Below are 23104 nucleotides of genomic sequence, written 5' to 3'. Positions count from 1 at the left end.
GTCTCGCGCGCAGGTGTGAATCGCTTGAATCATCGCGCGAACGTGGAACCGGAACCGCCGGAAGATCGTTGATCACCATGGACGCGATGAGCGGCGGCTGTGGAGGGCATGCATGAGTACGACCCTGACCAAGGGCGGCAACGTGTCGCTGAGCAGGCAGGCGCCCGGCCTGACCGCCGTGACGGTCGGGCTGGGCTGGCAGGCGGACACCGGGTACGAGCCGGACGCCAGCGCGCTGCTGTGCGACCGGTCCGGAAAGGTGCCGTCCGACGAGCACTTCGTCTTCTTCAACAACCCGAGCAGTCCCGACGGTTCGGTGCGGCACTCCGGTCAGGGCAGTCCGGCGGACGGGGACGACCAGCGGATCGAGATCGACCTCACCCGGGTCCCGGCCTCGGTGGAGAAGATCGTTTTCCCGGTGTCGCTCTACGAGGGCGAGAGCAGAGGCCAGACCTTCGGACAGGTGCGCCGGGCGCACATCCGGGTCCGCGACCGGGACAGCGGCACCGAACTGGCGCGCTACGACCTCGCGGGCGCCGGCCTGTCCACCGAGACCGCCCTGGTCCTCGGCGAGTTGTACCGCAACGGCGCCGAGTGGAAGTTCCGCGCGATCGGCCAGGGTTACGCCTCCGGCCTCGCGGGCATCGCCGCCGACTACGGCGTGGACGTGCTGCGCCAGGCGGCACCGGGGCCGGCCCCGGTCACCAAGCCGAGCGCCCCGGATCCGCGGGTGCCGCCCGCTCCGCCCGCGCGGCCGGTCCCGCCGGCCGCCGCTTCCCCCGCGCCGCCGGCCGCCGTTGCGTCCGCCCCCGCGTTCCCCGCATCCCAGCACCTCACAGGGAGTTCCACCGTGACCTGTTTCTTCGACCCCAACCACGGCCCGGGCACGACGACCGTGAACTGGTCCCCGCAGTGGGGTGTGCCCCGGCCCGTCCAGACGTGCGGCGGCTGCGCCCAGCGGGTGCAGACCACGGTGCCGCCGTTCTACACCCCGCCCCAGCAGGGCTACCCGCAGCCCGTCCAGCAGGGCTACCCGCAGCAGGGCTATCCCCAGCAGGGTTACCCCCAGCAGGGCTACGGCCAGCCGTACCCCGACCACTACGAGCACCACGAGCACCACGACCAGGGCGGCGGCCGCCGGTTCGGCACCGGCGCGATCATCGGCGCCGGCGCGGCGGGCCTCATCGGCGGCGCGCTGCTGAACGAGGCGTTCGACGACGACGAGCCCGAGGTCGTCAACAACTACTACGAGGACTGACCCCGCCCCAGGGCGCCTTCGTCCAGGTATGTCCGCTCGGCGACGCCGGTCGTGCGGCGGGTTGCGGTGGCCGGGTACGGCCGCCGCAACCCGCCGCCTACACTGGGTGGGCGCATGTGCGTCGGCGGTGACGAGGGTGGGACGGGAGCGGACAGTGACGGAGAACGCCGGGGGCTTCGACGATCCGCCCGCCGAGGTGCTGGCGGCGGCCGCCGCCGCGTTCGGGCTGCTCGCGTCCTCCGCCCGGCTGCACCTCATGTGGGCCCTGTCGCAGGGCGAGAGCGATGTCACGCACCTCGCCGACCGGGTGGGCGGCGCGCTGCCCGCCGTCAGCCAGCACCTCGCCAAGCTGAAGCTCGCGGGCCTCGTCCGCTCCCGCCGTGAGGGCCGGCGGCAGATCTACTACATCGACGACCCGGACGTCGTCACCCTTGTGCGCGTGATGGTGGGTCAGCTGACGGCGCGTACGCAGCACGCCACCGCCCCGATACCCCATATGCGCGGGATCGGTGGCTGAGAGCACCGCACCCCCGGACCCGGACGCACGGACGCCCGGCCCCGGCGGTCCCGCCGCGCCCGGCGCCGACCGGCCGAACGGCACCCGCCACCGGCCGGAGCGCGCCGCGCCCACCGCGCTGGAGGTCCTGCGCGAACTGGGCGCCGGCCCGCGCGGTCTGACGGAGGCGGAGGCCGAGGAGCGGCTGGCCCGGTGGGGCGCGAACGTGCTGCCGGCCCGCAGGGAGGCCACCTGGCCGCGGCTGTTCCTCCGCAGCCTGCGGGACCCGTTCACCGCCGTCCTGCTGTGCCTCGGCCTGGTGTCGGCCGTAGTGTCCGCCTGGGGGACCGCCTCGGTGATCCTCCTCCTGGTCGCGGTGAGCTGTGTGCTGCGGGCGACCGGTGAGCACCGGGCCGACCGGTCCACGGCGGCCCTGCGCGAACTCGTGGCCACCACCGCCACCGTCCTGCGCCGCGCCGAGGAAGGCGAGGCGCCCGCCGCCCGTGAACTGCCGGTGGCCGAGCTGGTCCCGGGAGACGTGGTCCGGCTCGGCCCGGGCGACCTGGTGCCGGCGGACGTACGACTGCTGCGCACGAGCGGCCTGACGGTGCACCAGGCGGCGCTGACCGGGGAGTCGGTCCCCGTCGCCAAGAGCGCCGACGACCTCGCGCACGGGCCGGGCGACGGCCTGTTCGGGCGGGCGCAGGACTGCTTCCAGGGCAGCAGCGTCGCGTCCGGCAGCGCCACCGCGGTCGTCACCGCGACCGGCGCCCGGACCCGGTTCGCCGCCGCGCACGGCCGCACGGCCGAACGGCGGGGACCGAGCGCGTTCGACCGTTCCGTCCGGGGCGTCTCCTGGATACTGATCCGGTTCATGCTGCTGACCCCGCCCCTGGTGCTGATGGCGAACGCCGCGGTGCGCGGCCGAGGGCTCGGGACGCTGCCGTTCGCCGTCGCGGTGGCGGTCGGCATGACCCCGGAGATGCTGCCGGTCCTCGTCACCACCTGCCTGGCCCGAGGGGCCGTGCTGCTGGCCCGTACCCACGGGGTGATCGTCAGACGGCTGCCCGCGCTGCACGACATCGGCGCGGTCGACGTGCTCTGCCTGGACAAGACCGGCACGCTCACGCAGGACCGGCCCGTGGTCGACCGCGCCCTCGGCCCGGACGGCCGGGGCGACGACCCCGAGGTGCTGCGCTGGGCCGCCGTCAACGCGTGGTGGACCCTGCAGCTCGCCGACCTGCCCGAACCCGACGCCCTCGACGAGGCGATCCTGGACGCGGCCGACGAGGAGGTGCTCCTGGCCCACGACGGCGTGGCGGCCCTCCCCTTCGATCCGGTCCGCCGCCTCGCCACCGCCGTCGTCCGCACCCCCGGCCGCCTCGGTGAGCACACCCTGGTGGTGAAGGGAGACGTCCAGACCGTCCTGGAGCGCTGCGCGCTCGATGACGAGGAGCGCGGGCGGCTGCTCGCACACGCCACCCGCACCGCCGACGACGGCCTGCGCGTGCTGGCCGTCGCCACCGCCGAACGCCCCGCCCGCAGGCGCCCGTACACCCCGGCCGACGTGCGCGGGCTCACCTTCCGCGGACTGCTCACCCTGCGGGACTCGCTCGCGCCCACCGCCGCCGACGCGCTCGGCGTCCTCGCCGACCGCGCGGTCACCGTACGGATCCTCACCGGCGACCACCCCGGCACCGCCGTCCGGGCCTGCCGAGATCTGGGCATCCCCGTCCCCGAGGACGGCGTGCTCGACGCGGACCGCATCGACACGCTCAACGACGCCGACCTGGCCGCGCGGGCCCGCCGTACGACCGTCTTCGCGCGCTGCACCCCGGAGCACAAGGCGCGGATCGTCCAGGCCCTGCGGGCGGGCGGGCACACGGTCGGCTTCCTCGGCGACGGCGTCAACGACCTGCCCGCCCTGCGCGCCGCCGACGTCGGGATCGCCCCGCGTGACGCCGCCGACGTGGCGCGTGAGGCCGCCGACCTGGTGCTCGCCCGCAAGGACCTCACCGGTGTCGCGCACGCCGCGGGCACGGGCCGGCACGCGAGCGACAACATCGCCACGTATCTGCGCATCACGCTGTCCTCCAACCTCGGCAACGTGATCGCGATGCTCTCCGCGGGCCTCCTGCTGCCCTTCCTGCCGATGCTCCCCGCCCAGGTCCTCACCCAGAACCTGTGCTTCGACGCCGCCCAGCTCGCCTTCGCCCACGACCGGCCGGGCCCCGCGGTGCTGCGCAGGCCCGCCGCGCTGCGCCCGCGCGACCTGCTGCGCTTCATCACCGGGTTCGGGGTGCTGAACGCCGTGGCCGACCTCGCCACCTTCGGCGTCCTCGCACTCGCCGTGCACGGGCCGGGCACCGGGGACGACGAGGCGATGTTCCACTCCGGCTGGTTCACCGAGAACCTGCTCACCCAGGCCCTGGTGATGCTGTTGCTGCGGGCCGGCCGCCGCGGCGCAGGCGTCCGCCGGCGTCCCGGCCCGGTCGCCTGGGCCGCGGTAGCCCTGGCCGGCGTCGGCCTGGTCCTGCCCTCCTCACCGCTGGGCCGCCCCCTCGGCCTGACCGCCCTTCCGGTCATGTACTACACGCTCCTGGCCGCCGTGCTGGCCCTCTACGCCGCGGGCCTGCTCGCGGCCGGGGCCCGGTATGCGCGCGGCGGCGGCGCCCGGGAGGAGGGCCGTTGAGAAGGAGCGGCCCGCCCGCCGTACTCACAGGGGGAAGCCCGAACACAGCGCTCACAGGAGGGGCGCGTAGACTCCGGCTGCCGTTCCACCTCCCTGGGCACGGCGGCCATGAGATGCCTCACTGTGAATGTGGTGAGCATTCGTGCTGCTGAGGCCCCAGGTTTGTTAGATTGCGCAACTACGCAACAAAGGTGGGGCGGCCGCTTCACCTTCTCGTACACCGCCGCGCGCGTGCCTGGCCGTACCGTCGACGGCCCGGCGTGACGGGCCCGACCGTTCATGGGAGTGGGAGATGAGCGACCCGTGGGACGGGCCGGTAGGACAGGCCACGCGCAGGCACGGTGACCGGGTGCCGGGACAGCGCACGGCCGAGTCCGACGGGGCACGCCTTCCGGGCGGCCGGGCAGCTGCCCGGGCGGCCTCGCGCTCGCGCGGCGGCCGGGGAGCGCGCCGCGCCCGTCCGGTCTCGCGGGGCAGGCGGGTGCTGAAGATCCTGGGCATATCCGTGTCCACGGCCATCGTGGTCACCGCGGGCGCCGGCTGGTGGTTCTACGAGCACCTGAACGGCAACATCCACAGCCTCTCGCTCGACGGCAAGGGCGGCACGGAGAAGGCGGACGCCTTCGGCCGCACCCCGATCAACATCCTCGTCATGGGCTCGGACGGCCGGACCAGCAAGGCCGACTGCGCGCTCGGCGGCGGCTGTTCGAAGACCGGGGTGCAGACCGGCAGCAACGCCGACGTGCAGATGGTGGTGCACATATCCGCGGACCGCTCCAACGCCACCGTGATGAGCATCCCGCGAGACACCATGACCCAGGTCCCCGCGTGCAAGGACAGCCAGAACGGCCAGTCCACGTCCGGCTACTACGGCCAGATCAACAGCGCGCTCCAGTACGGCCCCGCCTGTCAGGTGGCGACCGTCCACCAGCTCACCGGCATCCCCATCGACCACTTCATCAAGCTCGACTTCTCGGGCGTCGTGAAGATGTCGGACGCGGTCGGCGGCGTCAACGTGTGCGTCAGCGACAACGTGTACGACACCTACTCCCACCTGAAGCTGTCCAAGGGCGATCACACTCTCAAGGGCGTCGCGGCCCTGGAGTTCGTCCGCTCCCGGCACGGCTTCGGCGACGGCAGTGACCTGGGCCGTACGATCTCGCAGCACATCTTCCTCAGCGCGATGATCCGCAAGTTCAAGAGCGCGGGCACGCTCACCGACCCCAGCGCCGTCTACGGCCTCGCGGACGCCGCCACCAAGGCGCTGACCGTGGACGACGGCCTCGGCAGCGTCAGCAAGCTGGTGTCGCTCGCCTCGGACGTGAACAAGGTGCCCACCAAGCGGATCACCTTCACGACGATGCAGACGGGCGCCGACCCGGCGAACCACAACCGCGTGGTGGTGGGCGAGGGCGCCAAGACCCTGTTCTCCACCATCGCCAACGACCAGTCCCTGACCACCGGGGCCGGGAAGAAGTCCGCCGCGGCCTCGGCGACCTCCAAGCCCACCACGCCGGCCGTGCCCGCCTCCCAGATCGCGGTGACGGTCGAGAACGGCACGACCGTCACCGGCCGCGCCTCCGCCATCGCGAACGCGCTCACCGGCCAGGGCTTCGGCCCCGGGACGACCACGGCCAACGCCCCGAGCGCGGCGGCCACCACCACGCTCACCTACGGCACCGGCCAGAAGGCCGAGGCACAGACGGTGGCCAAGGCGCTCGGTCTGTCCGGTGCGCATCTGCGGCAGGGCACCGGTACCGGCCTGACCCTGGTCATCGGCAGCGACTGGACGAGCGGCACCAGCTACCCGGGCGGTACGTCCTCACCGGCGTCGGCCGACACCCGGGCCGCGGTCTCCAACGCGCACGCCTCCACCGCCGACCAGGCCAAGGCATGCGCCAAGGTCAGCCCCTACAAGACGGTCAGCCTGAACGGCGTGCCCATGACCCCGGCCCAGGCCTACGCGGCGGCGCGGGGCAAGCCGGACTCCGACTCCTGAGAACGAGTTGATGCCCGGGGCCGGGGGCGCCTGATGCCGGGGCGCCCGAGGCTGGGGGTGTGTGGAGCCGGGGCGGCCGAGCCGCTCCCGGCCGCACCGCACCGGTCAGGGGCTGGCGATGTCGAAGCCGTAGCGCAGGGGCTCGCTGGTCACCGTGTAGTCGCGGCGGTAGAGGAACACCGCCTCCGCACGCACCCCGCCGGGAGACTCCGCCTCCACCTGGCAGGGGTACGTCACCTGGATCACCCGGGGCCGGTCGGTGACCTTCATGCGCAGTCCGTCGGCGGGCCCGCCATCGAGCACCGCGTTCTCCCAGCCCGTCACCTCGGTCGTCTCCACGGCGACAGTTTAAGGGTTGCGCAACTCTCCGAAGAGTGAGCCGGGTCACCGGCGACCCCGACCCGAGCCGGTCCCTAGACGGGCCGCTGCGAGGCGACGGCCTCGGGGCGCAGGTCGTCCAGGGTCAGGGGGTGGGCCGGTGGATCGGGCAGGGCGATCCGGGACACGGCGTCCAGGGTGCGGTCGACGTGCAGCAGTTCGCCCGGTTGCATGAGGCGCCAGTGCGGGTTCTCGTCCATGGGCTCGCTCGCCACGACGACGGAGGGGACGTCGGCGAGAGCCGCCGAGTGGACGCGCAGCCGCCCGTGGCGGCCGGTGTGGTCGAGATGGCGCGACCCGTGGTGGCCGCCCGCGGGCCGCTCCAGGACGTACAGCTCGTGCGTGGCGGGATAGCGCAGCGCCCACAGCTCGTCGTCGGTGACGAGGATGATGTTGAGGGCGTAGAGGGGGAGGTTCTCCGCGACCCAGCGCGCCGCGGCCACGAGCCCCTCGGACACGTCTCCGCCGCGTGCGGCCGTCTCCCGTGTGACGAGGGCGAAGAACCGCTCGGAGTCGGTGTCGCCGTGCACGAGTGCGCGGTCGTCGCCCAGGTGGCTGTCGAGCCGGTCGAGTCCCTCGATCACGCCGTTGTGCGCGAGCAGCCGTCCCTGCTGCTCGAAGGGGTGGGTGTTGCGCACGTCCAGACCGCCGGTCGAGGCGTAGCGGATGTGCGCGAGGAAGGTGGCCGACTCGACCTCGCGGGCCTCCTGGGCGAAGGCGCGGTCCTCGTAGGCGGCGATCGGCGCCTTGTGCACCTCGGGCCTGCCGTCGGCCGCGAAGAACCCGAGTCCGGTGCCGTCGGGCTCACGATGACTCTGCGTGCTGAGGCTGTCGGGCGCGTCGAGCAGCCAGAACGTGGCATGCGTGCGCTGGGGCGAGCTGGTCAGGCCGAAAAGGCGGCACACGGCTTACTCCTTCGTCACCGACAGGGCGTCAACCTGGTGCATTCCACTGGTAAAGGGACGATACAGGCAAGGGTCATGGGAATCTGATGGAACCGCAATGCGTCCCGTGTCAGGCCATGAACTCCCGGTACCCCGCAGCAGAGTGTGGACGCGCGGCCGCCCGGCCGCCACCACCGGTGCCACGCACGTCTGGTGACCTGCGGTCAGGCCCGCCCCGCCAGGCATGCTCGCACCCTGCGAAGGGGGACATCCGTGTCCGTTTCCGTTTCCCCGTCCGTCCGCCGGCTGACCGCCGCCACCGCCGTCGCGGTGGCGCTCGCGGGGGCGACGGCGCTGCCGGCCACGGCCGCCGGCCACCGTTCGGGCCGTCCGCACGGCGTGGTGTACATCAGCGGTGTGCGCTACGACTCCGCGGGCCGGTCCGGGCGCTCGCCGGACAGCCAGTGGGTGGACATCACCAACGCGTCGCGCCGGCCGGTGAACCTGAGCGGCTGGACGCTGTCCGACGCCGCCGGGCGCACGTACACGTTCCACCACTACGCGCTCGCCGCCCGGGGCGCGGTCCGCGTCCACACCGGCGTAGGCCGCGACACCAGGTCCGACCTGTACCAGGACCGGCGCGGCCTCGTCCGGCGGCAGGGGGACACCGCGCGGCTGCGCGACGACCGCGGCCGCCTCGTGGACGACGTCTCCTGGAGCGGCCCGCGCACCACGGGCACGCGGCACGAGGCGAACCACGACGGCATCCACCGCGCGGCACCCCAGGAGCACCACAACGTCGACCGACAGCACCGCCCAGACGGCCAGCAACACGGCATCGGTGGCCAGCAGCACGGCGTCGGCGGCCAGGACCACCGCGTCGGCGGCCAGGACCACCGCGTCGGCGGTCAGCAGCACGGTATCGGCGGGCAGACGCACCGGAGTAGCGGCCAACAGCACGGCGCTGGCGGCCAGGAGCACCGGACCGACGGCCAGCAGCATCGCGGCGCAGGCCAGGAGCACGCCGTCGGCGCCCAGGACCAGCGCGGCGGCGGGCAGCAGCACGGTATCGGCGGGCAGGAGCACCGGACCGACGGCCAGCAGCGTCGCGGCAGCGGTCAAGAGCACGCCGTCGGTGGTCAGCAGCTCGACCCCGCCGGTCAGGCGCACCGTGGGGGTCACGGCCGCTGACCCGTCGACCGGGTCGGTACGGGGCTCAGTCGGCGCTTCGGAGCACCGAGTCCAGCGCCTGCTCGAACGTGGGGTGGCGGAAGCCGAAGCCCGCCTTCAGCAGGGCCGCCGGGACGACGCGGGCGCTGCACGTGATGCCCGAGGCGAACTCGCCGAGCGCCGCGCGCAGGGCGAATTCGGGGACGGTGGCGAGAGCCGGGCGGTGCAGGGCCCGGCTCATCGCCTGTGTCACCGCGCGGTTCGTCTCCGGCTCGGGGGCGGTGAGGTTGACGGGACCGGCGAGTTCCGCGGTGTCGATGGCGAAGCGCAGGGCCGCGATGTGGTCGGTCAGCGAGATGAACGGCCAGTACTGGTCACCGGAGCCGAGCCGGCCGCCCAGGCCGAGACGGAACAGCGGGAGGAGGCGCCCGAAGGCGCCGCCTTTGGCGGAGACCACCAGGCCGGTGCGGGGATGCACCACCCGGATGCCCGCATCCCGGGCCGGTTCGGCGGCGGCCTCCCAGTCGACGCAGACGGTGGCCAGGAAGTCGGTGCCCGCCGGCCCGCCCTCGTCGACCTTCCGGTCGCCGGTGTCGCCGTAGTAACCCGTCGCGGACGCCGACACCAGCACGCGCGGCGGGACGGAAGAGCCCGCGCAGGCCCGCGCGATGGTCCGCGTGCCGTGCACGCGGCTGTCGTGGATCTCGCGTTTGTAGGCGTCGGTCCACCTTTTGTCGCCGACGCCCGCACCGGCCAGGTGCACGACGGCGTCGGCACCGTCCAGCGCTCCGGGCTGGACCCGGCCCGCCGCCGGGTCCCACTGCGCGGACTCGCTGCCGTCGTCCGCGGTGCCGCCCGAGCCGCCGCGGACGAGGCGGACGACCTGGTGACCGTCCGTCAGGAGCGAGCGGGTGAGGGCGGAGCCGATGAGTCCGTGGGACCCGGTGATCGCGACGCGCATGGCGTCCTCCCGAGGGGGCGAGGTGGGGCTGCTGACCCTGTGATTCAAACTTGAATCATCGATCCTTAAGATACACGCGCCGCCTCGGCCGTCGATCACCGACGTGCCGGGGCCGCGCGTTCCAGCGCATGTCAGCCGCATGTGCCAGTCCGGGCAACCGCCCGCTGACTCCCTTTCGTTGAAGTGCCGTGGGGTAAGGTAAAACCTGTTTGGTTTAATTTTCAGCTTGAGGAGGGTCCATGGCTCAGCAGGAGCGAGCTGTCCGGACCCGACGTGCTGTTCTGGAGGCCGCCGCGGCGGTCTTCGCCGAGCGCGGGTACGCCGCGGCCACCATCGCCGAGATCCTCAACCGTGCCGGTGTGACCAAGGGTGCCCTGTACTTCCACTTCGACTCCAAGGCGGCCCTCGCCCAGGGTGTGCTGCGGGAACAGATATCGGACGAGTACCACGTCCCCCGCGAACTCAAGCTGCAGGAATGGGTGGACGCGGGCATGACCCTGGCCGAGCGGCTGCCCCGCGAGCCGCTGCTGCTCGCCGGTGTACGGCTGGCGGCCGACCTCCAGGGGCGGGACGTCTTCGGCAGCGCCTGGCCGGCCTGGGCCGAACTCACCGCGTCCCTGCTGACGGAGGCCAAGGGCAGGGGTGAGGTGCTGCCGCACGTGGTGCCGCAGGAGACCGCGCAGGTCTTCCTCGGCGCGTGGATCGGGGTGCAGTTCGTCTCGCAGGCCGTCGCCGACTGGTCCGACCTGCACGACCGCATGTCGGCACTCTTCAACCACCTGCTCCCCGCGATCGCCGCTCCCGCCGTCCTGGTCCGCCTCGACACCGCCGCGGACCGCGGCGCGAGGGTGATCGCCGAGGCGCGGCGGCAACCGCCGGCCGCCCTCGCGGGCGCCCGCGGCTGACGGTCTGACACTCCTCCGTACGGTCGTCGCATGTCGCCCGTACGAAACCGCAGAGTCGGTTTCTCGGGGCCGCTCGCACGGACGGTTCCGGCCCCGGCCGTGGAATCGTCATGAGGGCCGGACCGGCCACACCCGTGCGCGACGAGTGGAGACCGCTGTGACCGACGGCTGGGAGTGGGACGAGACCCTGTTCGCGGGAGCGGCCGCCCATTACGAGCAGGGCAGACTGCCGTACGCGCCCGGCCTGGTACGACTGCTGGGCGAGGTGCTGGCGGCCGACGGCCGGGGGCGTCTCCTCGATGTGGGCTGCGGACCGGGCACCGTCACCGTACCGCTGGCCCCGCTGTTCCGTGAGGCCGTCGGCGTCGACCCGGATCCCGGGATGATCGCCGGGGCCGGGCACCGGGCAAGGGCCGCAGGGGTGGGCGACCGGACGCGCTGGGTGCGGATCCGCGCCGAACAACTCCCCGCCGGTCTCGGTACCTTCACGGTGGCCGTGTTCGCCCAGTCCTTCCACTGGATGGACCGTGACCGGGTGGCGCGGACCGTCCGCGACATGCTCCGCCCGGGCGGAGCGCTGGTCCACCTCTCCGATCTGAAGGCCGAGTCACGGACGGCCGAGGGACTGCCGTATCCCGCCGTGCCCTACGGGGACATCCACGACCTGGTCAGGGGCTACCTCGGGCCCGTCCGCCGCGCGGGCCGCGGCCTGCTGCCGCACGGAACACCCGGGGGCGAGGCGGCCGTGCTCGCGCGCGCCGGATTCCTGGGCCTCGAAAGGCACGTCGTCCCCGGCGGACAGGCGCTCGAGCGCACCACCGCGGACGTGGTCGCCTGGGTGTTCTCGCTGTCGTCCTCGGCGCCCCATCTCTTCGGGCCCCGGCTCGAGGCCTTCGAGGCGGACCTGCGCCGGCTGCTCGACGGGACCTCCCCGGAGGGCCGTTTCTCCGAACGGGCCCCCAGCACCGAGGTGTTCGTCTGGCGCACACGGCCCACGCCGGCGGACGGCGCGCCGTGACGTCCCGCCCGGGACCCGCCCGCCCTCATTCCGGAGGGACGCCGAGCGGGGCGGCGGCGCGCCGGGCGGCGCCTCCGTCCGCCTCCCTGCTCTCGCGCCGGGGCCGGAGCGGGCGGCCGGGCGCCGTGAGGACGGCAAGACAGCCGACGACGAGGGTGATGCCGAGCCAGCCGGTGGCGGGGAGGCGCTCGCCGACGACCAGGACGGCCAGCACGGCGGCCACGGCGGGTTCGAGCAGGGAGAGGGTCGTCGCCGTGCTGGCGGGCACATGCGCCAGGCCCCAGCCGAACAGGACGTAACCGGTGAGCATCGGTACGAGGGCCATGTAGGCGCCGACGGCCGCGTTGGACCACGAGTGGACCAGCGGAGCCCCCGTGGCCAGCAGAACGGGCAGCAGCAGCACCCCGCCGAGACCGAAGACGGCACCCATCGCCGCACGGGAGGGGACGCCCCGGGTGATCAGCCGGTGGGCCGCCCAGGAGTAGAGGGCGTAGGCCGTGGCGGCGATCAGGCCTAGGCCGACGCCGAGCACGGTGGCCCCCGCGGACATCCCCCCGCGGCCGCTCCCGGCACCCGTCGCCTCGGCCACGCACAGCAGCACCGTGCCCAGCAGGCCCAGCGCCGCGCCGAGCGTCCAACGGCGGGACAGACGGCGCCGGTCCACGAGGCGTTCGACGAGGGCCGACGCCAGGGGGGCCGTGCCGATCGACACCACCGTGCCCACGGCGACACCGGCCAGGCGCATGGAGGTGTAGAAGGCCAGGGGGCAGACCGCCACCGCGAGCGCGCCCAGCAGCACCAGGCCGCGCTGGGCCCGCAACCGCCGCCCCTGCCCGGCGAGCCGCGGCGCGGCGACCAGTGCCTGGAGCAGCCCGCCCACCCCCATGGCGACGGCCCCGATGGCCAGCGGCCCCACGGAGGGGGCGAGGGTCGCCGCGGTCCCCGTGGTGCCCCACAGCACCGACGCGGCCAGCACGCACAGCGCTCCGGCGCCCACCGGCCGGCCGCCGGATCCCGGCCGCCTCACAGCCGGTCCAGCAGGTCCGCGGCCATCGCGCGGGCACGCAGCAGCCGGGTGCCGTCGCCCTCCAGGCCGGCACGCGCCATGGCGCCCTCCAGCAGGAACGCCAGGTGCTCCGCCGTGGCGCGCGCCTCGCCGGTCCGGCCGGGCAGCAGCTCCCCGAGATGACCGGACAGCAGCCCTTCGACGTCCTCCTTGTGGCGGCGCACCACCGCACGGCCCTCGTCCCCGGCGGGCAGCTCGGCGGCCGCGTTCAGCAGGCCGCATCCGCGAAAGCCGTGCTCATAGGCGGCCTCGGCGTGATCGGCGTAGGCGTCGAAGATCGCCAGAACGCCCTCTCGCGGCCCCTGGGCCCGCTCCAGGCGCGCTCTGTAGAGCGCCAGCCACTCCTCGTGCCGGGCGTCGAGGTAGGCCCTGACCAGGTCGGACTTGGAGGAGAAGTTGTTGTACAGGCTCATCTTCGCCACGCCGGCGTCGGCCGTGATCGTGTCGATGCCGGTCGCCGCCACGCCGTCGGCGTAGAAGCGCCGCGCCGCGGCCGCCAGCAGGCGGTCACGGGCCGGCCGCCGTCGCTTTCCGCTGTCCTCGCTCATCACACTCACTGATTAGGTAGGTCGGTCTACCTAACTTTGGGGCCAGACGTCCGGCCGGGCAAGCGCGAGGCGGCATTTTTCCGGAGGGGCGTGATCCGCTTGTGTCGCGGTATGTATGAAAGGGCGTCCGGTGAACGGAACTTGGCGCCGGTCACTACCATGTGATCCCAAGACAACCAATCGACCGGCTCGTTGGTGCGGGCCGGTCGGGGTCGCCGATGCCAGGGACCGCTCCCCGGGCTGCGGTGATCTTCCTGCCCAGGAGGACCCCCCGCATGTTCCGACGTATAGGCACTGCTGTCGTCCGGCATCCCGTCTGGACGATCGTGGCATGGCTGATTGCAGCGGTGGCGATCGTCGCCACCGCACCGGGCCTGCCCTCGAACAGCGACGAGAGCAGTTTCCTGCCCAAGAGCTACGAGTCCATCAAGGCGGCGAGTCTCCAGGAGAAGGCGTTCCCCAGCGCCTTCACGCCGTCCGCGATCGCGCTCTACCAGCGCACCGACGGCGGCAGTCTGACCGCCGCCGACAAGCAGGACGTCGCCCGGATCACCACCGAACTGGGCAAGAAGCACATCGACCAGGTGCAGAAGGTGGTCCCCGGCCTGCCGTCCAAGGACGGCAAGTACGACCTGACCCTGGTCCAGATGGACAGCAAGAACGCCGGCCAGCCCAAACAGTCCGACGCGGCCAAGGTGTTGCGTGCCGACATCAAGCAACTGGCCAAGGGCACCCATCTCGACGTCAGGCTCGGCGGCTCCGCCGCGCAGGCCCTCGACCAGCAGGACTCGTCCAAGCGCGGACAGACGCTGATCGGCGTCGGCACCTTCGGCATCATCCTGGTGACCCTGCTGATCATCTTCCGGGCGCCGATACTGGCCCTGCTGCCGCTGGTCCTGATCGGTGTCGTGTCCGCCATCGCCAACGGGCTGATCGCCTATGCCACCAAGCTGTTCGACCTCCAGGCCAACAGTTCGATCTCGTCGATACTGATCGTCGTGCTCTTCGGCGTGGGCACGGACTACTTCCTGTTCCTGATGTTCCGCTACCGCGAACGCCTGCGCGCCGGTGACGAGCCCAAGCAGGCCATGATCAACGCGGTCGGCCGGGTCGGCGAGGCCATCGCCTCGGCCGCCGGAGCGGTCATCATCGCCTTCCTCGCGCTGGTGCTGTCCACGCTCGGCTTCCTCAAGCAGATGGGTCCGGCGCTCGCCATCGCGGTCGCCGCGACCCTCGTCGCGGGCCTGACCCTGATCCCGGCCGTGGTCTCCCTGATCGGCCCGAAGGTCTTCTGGCCCTCCAAGTCCTGGCAGCGGGAGCCGCAGAACGCCCGGTTCGCCGCCCTCGGCCGTGCCGTTCAGCGCCGGCCGGCGCTGACCGCCGTGGCGTCCGGCCTGGTCCTGGTCGCGCTGTCGCTCGGCACGCTCGGCTACCACGCCACGTTCGACCTGGCCTCGGGCTCGATGCCCAAGACCAAGGAGTCCATGGTCGTGCAGGACCGGATGCAGCAGGCGTACTCGGCGGGCGCCGCCGCACCCACCGACGTCTACCTCTCCAGCACGGACGGCAAGCCGCTGGACAAGGCCGGCTTCGACGCGTACACGAAGAAGCTCGGCGCCGTGGACGGCGTCGCCAACGCCCGTATGACCCAGCTCAACAAGGACGGCACTACCGCCGACTTCACCGTCACGCTCAAGTACGAGGCGTCGACGGACAAGGCGATCGACACGGTGCAGCGGGTGCGCGACGCCGCGCACTCGGGCGCCCCCAATGGCACCGACGCCCTGGTCGGCGGCATGTCCTCGATCTACAAGGACATCGACACCGCGGTCAACCACGACTACCGCACGGTCTTCCCCGTCGCCGCCCTCCTCATCATGGTCATCCTGGGGCTGCTGCTGCGCAGTGTGGTCGCCCCCTGGTACCTGATGGCCTCGGTGGGGCTCGGCTTCGGTGCCACCCTCGGCGCGACCGTGTGGATCTTCCAGAAGGGGGAGGGGCACTCCGGCCTGATGTTCATGCTCCCGGTGATCATGTACCTGTTCGTGGTCGCCATCGGAACCGACTACAACATCCTCATGATCGCCCGGCTCCGGGAGGAGGCGCGTGAGGGCCGCGAACCGCGCGAGGCGGCGGGCATGGCGCTGAGGCATGCCGGGCCGACCGTGGCCGCGGCCGGCTTCATCCTGGCGGCGACCTTCGCCACGATGATGCTGGCGGGCAACTCGCTGCTGACGGAGATGGGCTTCGCGGTCTCCTTCGGTATCGCCGTCGCCGCCTTCGTCATGGCGATGTTCTTCACGCCGAGCCTCACCGCGCTCATCGGCCACGCGGCGTGGTGGCCGGGACACGGCGACCGGGCGGAAGAGGCGCCCACCGCCACGGCGGCCGACTCGCTCGCGGGCGCCGAGAACACCGACACGACCACCCACGACCCGGCCGGACACCGCGGCTGACGCCACCGCCAGCGGGGCCCCACCGAGCCGAGAGGCCCGGTGGGGCCCTTCGTCTTTCACGGCGAAGGGTTTCGACGGTGCTCTCTCGGTCGTGGACCACGTTTTGAACGTGTTCAATTATGGGGGTAGGCTGGGGGTCAGCCGAAGCCGAGGGGGCTCGATGAGGGTTGTGCTGGCCGGGGGGACCGGACAGGTGGGTACGGTCCTGGACCGGGCGCTGACGGCGGCCGGCCACGAGGTGGCGGTACTGACCAGGCGGCCGGTGCGGGCGCGCGACGTCGGCTGGGACGGGGTCACGCTCGGCCGCTGGGCCGAGGCTCTCGACGGCTGCGACGTCGTGGTCAACCTGGCCGGGCGCAGCGTCTCCTGTCGGTACACCGCCGAGAACCTGCGGGCCATGATGGACTCGCGGGTGGACTCGGCGCGCGTGGTCGGTGAGGCGATCGCCGCCGCCGCGCGACCGCCGCGCGTCTGGCTCCAGATGAGCACCGCGACGATCTACGCCCACCGCCACGACGCGCCGCACGACGAGGCGACGGGGGTGCTCGGCGGCTCGGAGTCCGGGGTGCCGGGCTACTGGGCGTACAGCGTCGAGATCGCCAGGAACTGGGAACGCGCGCAGACCGAGGCGCGGACACCGCACACACGGAAGGTCGCCCTGCGCGCGGCGATGGTCATGAGCCCGGACCGGGGCGGGGTCTTCGACGTCCTGCAGTGGCTGGTGCGCCTGGGCCTGGGCGGCCCGGTCGCAGGCGGGGAGCAGTACGTCTCCTGGATCCATGACGAGGACTTCGTGCGGGCCGTGGAGTTCATCGTCGCCCGGGACGACATCGAGGGGCCCGTGAACCTCGCCGCGCCCGGACCGCTTCCGCAGCGGGAGTTCATGCGCGCGCTGCGCGCGGCCCGGGGCGTCCCGGTCGGCCTGCCGGCCACGCGCTGGATGGCGGAGCTGGGGGCGTTCGCGCTGCGCTCGGACACGGAACTGCTGCTCAAGAGCCGCCGGGTCGTGCCGGGCCGGCTCCGTGCCGCGGGCTTCGAGTTCGCCCACCCCGAGTGGGAGCGGGCCGCCGCGGACCTCGTCCGGCGTGCCAGGCTGTCCCGGTCGGACCCCGGTCGGGTCCGCCGCGGCGCGGGCGCCGCGGCCGGCGCAGGTGCCGAACTGCGCCGCTGACGGCCGTTTCCCCGATGTGGACATCGGGGATGAATGGGCTCATATGTTTCCTCTGACCGAGCTCATGACGGGACCCGAGACGACATGTTCCGAAGCATCGCGCGCGGCTGCGCCGCCGGGGCGGCCGGCACCACCGCACTGAACGCCGTGTCGTACCTGGACATGGCCCTGCGTGCCCGGCCCGCGAGCGGCGCCCCCGAGGCCGTGGTGGACCAGGTCACGACGAAGGCCGGGCACCCGGTCCCGGACTCGGACGGGCGGGACAACCGGCTGTCCGGCCTGGGGGCGCTGGCGGGTATCGCCGTCGGTGTGGGCACGGGCGTGGTCGTGGCACTCTTCCACCGGGCGGGCGTCCGCGTCCCCGTGTTGCTGGGCGGCCTGGGCACCGGCGCCCTGGCGATGGCGTTGACCGACGTCCCGATGGCCGGCCTCGGCATCAGCGACCCGCGCACCTGGTCGGCGGTCGACTGGACCTCGGACGTGGTCCCGCACCTGGCGTACGGCCTGGTCACCTACGGGATGATCGCCGCCTCGGACCGGCCCTGCTGAGCCGCGCGGGGGGCCGCCGGACGGACGCGCGGGCGCCCGGACGGCGGCCGCCCGTCAGAGCATCAGCAACAGGGTGGCCGCGGTGGTGAAACCGGCGCAGACCGCCACCGCCAGGCCCACGCAGCGCCGCTTCAGCACTCGGTAGCGCTGTTCGTACTCGGCACGCAAGGACACGCACCGGGCCGCGATGCGCTCCAGGTCCTGCTGGGCGCGGCGCAGGCTGTCCGCGACGTACTGCTGCTCGATCTCCGCGCGCTGTGCGGTCGTCAGCCAGTCCATCGGCCGCAGGAACTCCTGTGCCCGCTGCTCGGCCTCGGCGACCCGGGCCTGCCACAGCAGGTATCCCTCCACCTCGTTCGCGAGCCCCCCGCCGGCCCCCTGTTTCGTCGGTTCGCTCACCGCAGTCCTCAGTCGTTCGTCACACGCCGTGGGCCTCGGCCTCGGCCATCGCGATGTCGGGGTGGTGCAGGTCGAAGGCCGGGGATTCGCTGCGGATCCGCGGCAGGGTGAGGAAGTTGTGCCGCGGCGGCGGGCAGGAGGTCGCCCACTCCAGCGAGCGGCCGTAGCCCCACGGGTCGTCGACCTCGACCGGCTTGCCGTACCTGGCCGTCTTCCACACGTTGTACAGGAACGGCAGCATCGACAGGCCGAGCAGGAACGAGCCGATGCTCGACACCGTGTTCAGGGTGGTGAAGCCGTCGGCCGCCAGGTAGTCGGCGTAACGACGCGGCATGCCCTCGGCGCCCAGCCAGTGCTGCACCAGGAAGGTGGTGTGGAAGCCGATGAACAGCGTCCAGAACGTCATCTTCCCGAGGCGCTCGTCCAGCATCTTGCCGGTCCACTTGGGCCACCAGAAGTGGAACCCGGCGAACATCGCGAAGACGACCGTGCCGAAGACGACGTAGTGGAAGTGGGCCACCACGAAGTACGAGTCCGAGACGTGGAAGTCCATCGGGGGCGAGGCCAGGATGACACCGGTCAGACCGCCGAAGAGGAAGGTGACGAGGAAGCCCGCCGCCCAGAGCATCGGTGTCTCGAAGGACAGCGAGCCCTTCCACATGGTGCCGATCCAGTTGAAGAACTTCACACCGGTCGGGACCGCGATCAGGAAGGTCATGAAGGCGAAGAACGGCAGCAGCACACCGCCGGTGACGTACATGTGGTGGGCCCATACCGTCGCCGACAGGCCGGCGATCGAGATGGTCGCGGCGATCAGGCCCATGTAGCCGAACATCGGCTTGCGGGAGAACACCGGGATCACTTCGGAGATGATGCCGAAGAACGGCAGCGCGATGATGTACACCTCCGGATGGCCGAAGAACCAGAAGAGGTGCTGCCACAACAGTGCGCCGCCGTTGGCGGCGTCGAACACGTGGGCACCGAACTTGCGGTCCGCCTCCAGGGCGAACAGCGCGGCCGCCAGCACGGGGAAGACCATGATGGCCAGTACCGCGGTCAGCAGCACGTTCCACACGAAGATCGGCATGCGGAACATGGTCATGCCCGGGGCACGCATGCAGATGATCGTGGTGATGAAGTTGACCGAGCCGAGGATGGTGCCGAAACCGGAGAAGGCCAGACCCATGATCCACAGGTCGCTGCCCAGACCCGGCGAGTGGACCAGGTCGGTCAGCGGGGAGTAGGCGAACCAGCCGAAGTCGGCCGCGCCGTCAGGCGTCAGGAAGCCGGCCACGGCGACGAGCGAGCCGAACAGGTACAGCCAGTAGGCGAACATGTTCAACCGCGGGAAGGCCACGTCGGGCGCGCCGATCTGCAGCGGCATGATCCAGTTCGTGAAGCCGGCGAACAGCGGCGTCGCGAACATCAGCAGCATGATCGTGCCGTGCATGGTGAAGAGCTGGTTGTACTGCTCCTTGGAGATGATCTGCAGGCCGGGCCGGGCCAGCTCGGCCCGGATGATGAGGGCCATCACGCCGCCGATCAGGAAGAACGCGAACGACGTCGCCAGGTACAGCGTGCCGATCGTCTTGTGGTCGGTGGTCGTCAGCCACTTCACCACGACGTTGCCGGGCTGTTTGCGCCTGAGCGGCAACTCGCTGTCATAGGTGTCGGCCGGCCCCTTGGGCTCGTTCAGAATGCTCACAGCTCGTATTTCTCCCGGCACTTGTGGTTCGCCCACGTCAGTCATCCGCCATCCTCGCGGTGCGGAGGTGACGCCGACGCCCGGAGCGGCCGAGACACGGCCGATCGCATGAAGCTCGCACCCGAATGGAGCAATCGGGCGTCCGGTCGAGCGTGTCTCCCGGATCCGGGTCGCCGGTCGCCGTGGGCCGGTCCTCCCGCGGGTGGCAACTCACGGGGAGTGGTTGGCGAACGTGGCCAGATAGGCGCCGTAGCACAGGGACACGCCGGTGAGGACCAGGCTCACCGTCCGGGTCCTGGCGGGTCTGGCGTGCCACTCGCGTACGAGGGCGCGGGCGGCCGGGACGAGCAGCGGGAAGGCCGGGAGCAGGAAACGAGGTTTGGACTCGAAGGGGCCCGAGACCGCCACGACCGGCAGCAGCAGGGCCGCGGTGTAGATCACCAGCACCAACGGCTCACGGTCCACGCACAGCAGACAGAACATCAGGATGCCCGCGGCCACGGTCAGCAGGGCGACGGGGTAGATGACACCGTCGTCGTACGGCAGCGACCACAGGAAGTGCAGCGTCCCGGTGCCGAAGTCGAAACGCGACTCCCATGCGCTCTGCACCTGGAAGTAGCCGTGCAGCAGATCGCCGGTGCGGTGCCCCACCCACAGCAGATAGCCCGCCCAGCCCAGCGGGGCCAGGCACACGCCGGCCCACAGGCTCGGGGAGACGCGACCGCGTCGGCGCCCGGCCTCCCAGGCCGCGGCGCCGATCACGGCCGCCGCGGCGGCGATGCCGTTCGGCCGAGCCAGGCCCGCCAGGCCGGCCAGTGCCCCGGCCGCGAGCCAGCGTTCCCTGACCACGGCGTACAGGGACCAGGCGGCGAGGGCGACGCACAGGGGCTCGGTGTAGGCGAGGGTGAGGACGATCGAGTGGGGGAGCGCCGCCCAGAGGGCGACCAACGCGGTGGCGACCGCGCGGCCGTGGAAGTGGTGGCCGATCGCGTACACACCGAGCGCGGCGGACGCGGTCGCGCTCCAGGCGATCAGCAGCGCGGCCTCGGCCGGGGGGAGGGGCAGGATCGCGGTCGCGGCCCGGATGAGTTCCGGGTACAGGGGGAAGAACGCCCAGTCCGTCTGGACGGTTCCGGACGGGGAGATGTGGAGCCGGGTGCCGTAGCCGTGGGTCGCGATGTGCAGGTACCAGACCGAGTCCCAGGTGTGAGCGAGGCCCTTGAGCGCCGAGTGGCCGCTGAGACGGTCCACCAGGACGACCAGGGCCACCCCGGTCAGCCGTACGGCCGCGAAGAGGGCGAGCGCCGGCAGGGCACCGGGCGGGCACCCCCACCGTCCACGCCCGCTCGGGGCGGACGCGCCGGGCCGTTCGTCGGCGGAGGAGTCGCGACGCTGCGGGGAGAACGTACTCACGCTCAGACCTTGATCGCCCCCGCGCCCCGGCGCAATGGGGCCACGCCGGTTCCCGGACCCGACGGGCCGCCGTTTCGCGGGGACGGGAGGGGGTGATGAGGACGCCGGGTGCGCCGGCGCGGCGCGGACGGGGGCGGCGGCCCGCGGACGAAGTGCGCGCGGAGGTGCTCGCCGCCGCCGGGGCCCTGCTGCTCCGGGACGGCATGGCGGCCTTCACCATCGAACGGGTCGCGCAGGAGGCCGCGGTGAGCAAGACGACCATCTACAAGTGGTGGCCCTCCTGCGGCACTCTCGCGCTCGACGGCTACGTCCACGCCGTCGAATCCACCCTCGCCTTCCCCGACACCGGGGACATCGCGGCCGACCTGGCGGCTCAGCTGCGCGCGTTCGTCCGTCTGCTCACCGAGACACCGGCCGGGCGGGTCATCGCCGAACTCATAGGCCAGGCGCAGACCGATCCGGACCCGTCCGCCGCCCTGCTGGAGCACTACTCCGGGCCCCGGCGCGAGCTCGGGCGCCGTGGGCCGGGGGGCGGGCAGGCCGTCGCGCCCGCGCCAGGGGGGGCGACGCCGTTTCGGACCCGACCAGGGCGGGAACCCGGCGCCGGACCCTGGTGGTGACCCGGGAGACGGAGGCGCCGTGGCCGACATCGACCAGACCCACATCCGGGACGAAGCCCTGCCCCTGACCGGCCCGGAGTCGCTGGACCCGCTCCTCGAACGCGTCGGCGACGCCCGCTACGTGCTGCTCGGCGAGGCGTCCCACGGCACCGCCGACTACCACCAGGTCCGTGACGTGCTGACCCGTCGGCTGATCGAGGAGAAGGGCTTCTCGTTCGTGGCCGTGGAGGGCGACTGGCCCGACTGCCAGGCCGTGCACCGCTCCGTCGTCGGCGCCCCGGGCGCGCCCGGGGACCCCGCCGAGGTGCTGTCCGGCTTCAGGCGCTGGCCCGCCTGGATGTGGGGCAACACCGATGTCGCCGCCTTCACGCGCTGGCTGCGGCGGCACAACGAGGGACGGCCGGCCGGACAGCGGGTCGGCTTCTTCGGGCTGGACGTCTACAGCCTGTGGGAGTCGCTGGACGCGGTCCTCGGCCACCTCCGGGAGCACGACCCCGAACATGTCGGGCCCGCCCTGGAGGCGTACCGCTGCCTCGAACCGTACGCCGAGGACCCGCACTCCTACGCGCCGGCCGCCAGACTGACGCCCGAGGGCTGTGCGCCGCAGGTCGTCGCCCTGCTCACCGAGCTGCGGCGGCGGGCCGCCTCGGCGACCGCTCCGGACGGGAGCCTCGCGGAGTTCGACGCACGGCAGAACGCCGAGGTGGTGGCCGGCGCCGAGCACTACTACCGGGCCATGCTCGACAGCGGGCCCGAGTCCTGGAACATCCGCGACCGCCACATGACCGACACCCTGGACCGGCTGATGGAGCACCACGGCCTCGGGGCCAAGGCCGTCGTGTGGGCGCACAACACCCACGTCGGGGACGCCAGGGCGACCGACATGGCCGACACCGGAATGATCAACATCGGCCAGCTGGTCCGCGAACGCCACATGGGGGACGGCGTCGTGCTGGTCGGCTTCGGCTCGTACACGGGAACGGTGATCGCCGCCGACTCCTGGGGCGACGTCCCCCGCGTCATGGACGTCCCGCCCGCACACTCCGGCAGCCTGGAGGAACTGCTGCACCGGGCGCTGCCCGGCACGCGGGCCCTGTTCGTCTTCCCGCACGTCCAGTTCCAGCGGCCGCCGCTCACCGGCCGGCCGGAGTGGTTCCACCAGGAGCACGGGCACCGGGCGATCGGCGTCGTGTACCGGCCGGGGTTCGAACAGATCGCCAACTACGTGCCGACGGTCCTCTCCCAGCGCTACGACGCCTTCTGTCATCTCGACCACACGCAGGCCCTCACTCCGCTGTACCCCCTGCCCGCGGAGAGCAGGGAGGAGCAGACTTGGCCCGTGGGCGTGTGACGGGGGCGCGCGGAGGCGTCTGCTGATCGGTGGTCCGGGGGGCTCCGGCCGTCGACGGGTGCCCG

Annotated in this window: 20 protein-coding genes; 12 read left to right on the top strand and 8 right to left on the bottom strand. The window is 72.5% G+C overall.

Annotation, left to right across the window (positions count from 1 at the left end; translation table 11 throughout):
• The first annotated feature begins 112 nt into the window (after positions 1 to 112).
• The 4 genes from ACZ7FF_RS18630 to ACZ7FF_RS18615 all read left to right on the top strand — a co-directional run bounded on the left by ACZ7FF_RS18630 (position 113) and on the right by ACZ7FF_RS18615 (position 6445).
• A complete protein-coding gene (locus ACZ7FF_RS18630; RefSeq protein ID WP_470813299.1) occupies positions 113 to 1258 on the top strand; it encodes a TerD family protein in 1146 nt (381 codons plus the stop codon).
• Positions 1259 to 1412: 154 nt separating this feature from the next.
• Positions 1413 to 1775: an ArsR/SmtB family transcription factor gene (locus ACZ7FF_RS18625; RefSeq protein WP_470813298.1), complete on the top strand. Its 363-nt coding sequence runs from the start codon at positions 1413 to 1415 to the stop codon at positions 1773 to 1775.
• Positions 1768 to 4446 carry a magnesium-translocating P-type ATPase gene (gene mgtA, locus ACZ7FF_RS18620; RefSeq protein WP_470813297.1) on the top strand — a complete coding sequence of 893 codons (2679 nt, stop codon included), beginning with the start codon at positions 1768 to 1770 and terminating at the stop codon, positions 4444 to 4446. Before ACZ7FF_RS18625 ends, mgtA begins: the two co-directional genes overlap by 8 nt.
• A 292-nt stretch (positions 4447 to 4738) precedes the next feature.
• Entirely contained in the window at positions 4739 to 6445 is a 1707-nt protein-coding gene (locus tag ACZ7FF_RS18615; RefSeq protein ID WP_470813296.1) for an LCP family protein, read from the top strand.
• Positions 6446 to 6550: 105 nt separating this feature from the next.
• Here ACZ7FF_RS18615 and ACZ7FF_RS18610 read toward each other — a convergent pair whose 3' ends face one another.
• Positions 6551 to 6784, bottom strand: a complete 234-nt coding sequence (locus ACZ7FF_RS18610) for a hypothetical protein (protein WP_470813295.1) — start codon at positions 6782 to 6784, stop codon at positions 6551 to 6553.
• Positions 6785 to 6858: 74 nt separating this feature from the next.
• Positions 6859 to 7728 carry a class II glutamine amidotransferase gene (locus ACZ7FF_RS18605; RefSeq protein ID WP_470813294.1) on the bottom strand — a complete coding sequence of 290 codons (870 nt, stop codon included), beginning with the start codon at positions 7726 to 7728 and terminating at the stop codon, positions 6859 to 6861.
• 252 nt (positions 7729 to 7980) lie between these two features.
• Here ACZ7FF_RS18605 and ACZ7FF_RS18600 point away from each other — a divergent pair, with 252 nt between their 5' ends.
• On the top strand, positions 7981 to 8898 hold the full coding sequence (locus tag ACZ7FF_RS18600) for a lamin tail domain-containing protein (protein WP_470813293.1): 918 nt from the start codon (positions 7981 to 7983) through the stop codon (positions 8896 to 8898).
• 25 nt (positions 8899 to 8923) lie between these two features.
• Here ACZ7FF_RS18600 and ACZ7FF_RS18595 read toward each other — a convergent pair whose 3' ends face one another.
• A complete protein-coding gene (locus ACZ7FF_RS18595) occupies positions 8924 to 9838 on the bottom strand; it encodes a TIGR01777 family oxidoreductase (protein ID WP_470813292.1) in 915 nt (304 codons plus the stop codon).
• Between the two features lie 239 nt (positions 9839 to 10077).
• Between ACZ7FF_RS18595 and ACZ7FF_RS18590 the strand changes: the two genes are divergently transcribed.
• Both ACZ7FF_RS18590 and ACZ7FF_RS18585 read left to right on the top strand, forming a co-directional pair.
• The gene (locus tag ACZ7FF_RS18590) at positions 10078 to 10743 is read left to right on the top strand and encodes a ScbR family autoregulator-binding transcription factor (protein ID WP_470813291.1); all 666 of its coding nucleotides are present in this window, start codon (positions 10078 to 10080) and stop codon (positions 10741 to 10743) included.
• A 157-nt stretch (positions 10744 to 10900) separates the two neighbouring features.
• On the top strand, positions 10901 to 11761 hold the full coding sequence (locus ACZ7FF_RS18585; protein ID WP_470813290.1) for a class I SAM-dependent methyltransferase: 861 nt from the start codon (positions 10901 to 10903) through the stop codon (positions 11759 to 11761).
• Positions 11762 to 11786: 25 nt separating this feature from the next.
• Here ACZ7FF_RS18585 and ACZ7FF_RS18580 read toward each other — a convergent pair whose 3' ends face one another.
• Both ACZ7FF_RS18580 and ACZ7FF_RS18575 read right to left on the bottom strand, forming a co-directional pair.
• Positions 11787 to 12737: a DMT family transporter gene (locus tag ACZ7FF_RS18580; protein ID WP_470813395.1), complete on the bottom strand. Its 951-nt coding sequence runs from the start codon at positions 12735 to 12737 to the stop codon at positions 11787 to 11789.
• Between the two features lie 47 nt (positions 12738 to 12784).
• Entirely contained in the window at positions 12785 to 13375 is a 591-nt protein-coding gene (locus ACZ7FF_RS18575; RefSeq protein WP_470813289.1) for a TetR/AcrR family transcriptional regulator, read from the bottom strand.
• Between the two features lie 275 nt (positions 13376 to 13650).
• Between ACZ7FF_RS18575 and ACZ7FF_RS18570 the strand changes: the two genes are divergently transcribed.
• The 3 genes from ACZ7FF_RS18570 to ACZ7FF_RS18560 all read left to right on the top strand — a co-directional run bounded on the left by ACZ7FF_RS18570 (position 13651) and on the right by ACZ7FF_RS18560 (position 17551).
• Complete coding sequence (locus ACZ7FF_RS18570) at positions 13651 to 15831, top strand: MMPL family transporter (RefSeq protein ID WP_470813288.1); 2181 nt, start codon at positions 13651 to 13653, stop codon at positions 15829 to 15831.
• 160 nt (positions 15832 to 15991) lie between these two features.
• A complete protein-coding gene (locus ACZ7FF_RS18565; protein ID WP_470813287.1) occupies positions 15992 to 17002 on the top strand; it encodes a TIGR01777 family oxidoreductase in 1011 nt (336 codons plus the stop codon).
• 84 nt (positions 17003 to 17086) lie between these two features.
• Positions 17087 to 17551 (top strand): hypothetical protein, encoded by a 465-nt coding sequence (locus tag ACZ7FF_RS18560; protein WP_470813286.1) that lies wholly within the window; start codon positions 17087 to 17089, stop codon positions 17549 to 17551.
• A 54-nt stretch (positions 17552 to 17605) separates the two neighbouring features.
• On the opposite strand, the gene ACZ7FF_RS18555 is transcribed toward ACZ7FF_RS18560, so the two are convergent.
• The 3 genes from ACZ7FF_RS18555 to ACZ7FF_RS18545 form a co-directional block, all read right to left on the bottom strand.
• Positions 17606 to 17950: a cytochrome C oxidase subunit I gene (locus ACZ7FF_RS18555; protein WP_470813285.1), complete on the bottom strand. Its 345-nt coding sequence runs from the start codon at positions 17948 to 17950 to the stop codon at positions 17606 to 17608.
• Positions 17951 to 17969: 19 nt separating this feature from the next.
• On the bottom strand, positions 17970 to 19655 hold the full coding sequence (gene ctaD / locus ACZ7FF_RS18550) for an aa3-type cytochrome oxidase subunit I (protein WP_470813284.1): 1686 nt from the start codon (positions 19653 to 19655) through the stop codon (positions 17970 to 17972).
• Between the two features lie 210 nt (positions 19656 to 19865).
• The gene (locus ACZ7FF_RS18545; protein ID WP_470813283.1) at positions 19866 to 21068 is read right to left on the bottom strand and encodes a hypothetical protein; all 1203 of its coding nucleotides are present in this window, start codon (positions 21066 to 21068) and stop codon (positions 19866 to 19868) included.
• A 95-nt stretch (positions 21069 to 21163) separates the two neighbouring features.
• On the opposite strand from ACZ7FF_RS18545, the gene ACZ7FF_RS18540 reads away from it, so the two are divergent.
• Both ACZ7FF_RS18540 and ACZ7FF_RS18535 read left to right on the top strand, forming a co-directional pair.
• Positions 21164 to 21688 (top strand): TetR/AcrR family transcriptional regulator, encoded by a 525-nt coding sequence (locus ACZ7FF_RS18540; protein ID WP_470813282.1) that lies wholly within the window; start codon positions 21164 to 21166, stop codon positions 21686 to 21688.
• A gap of 19 nt (positions 21689 to 21707) precedes the next feature.
• On the top strand, positions 21708 to 23039 hold the full coding sequence (locus tag ACZ7FF_RS18535; RefSeq protein ID WP_470813281.1) for an erythromycin esterase family protein: 1332 nt from the start codon (positions 21708 to 21710) through the stop codon (positions 23037 to 23039).
• The last annotated feature ends 65 nt before the right edge of the window (positions 23040 to 23104 follow it).

This window comes from Streptomyces sp. NPDC037126, assembly GCF_055605965.1.
Note: the sequence above shows the minus strand (reverse complement) of the source record. Positions and strands in the feature narration are given on the sequence as shown.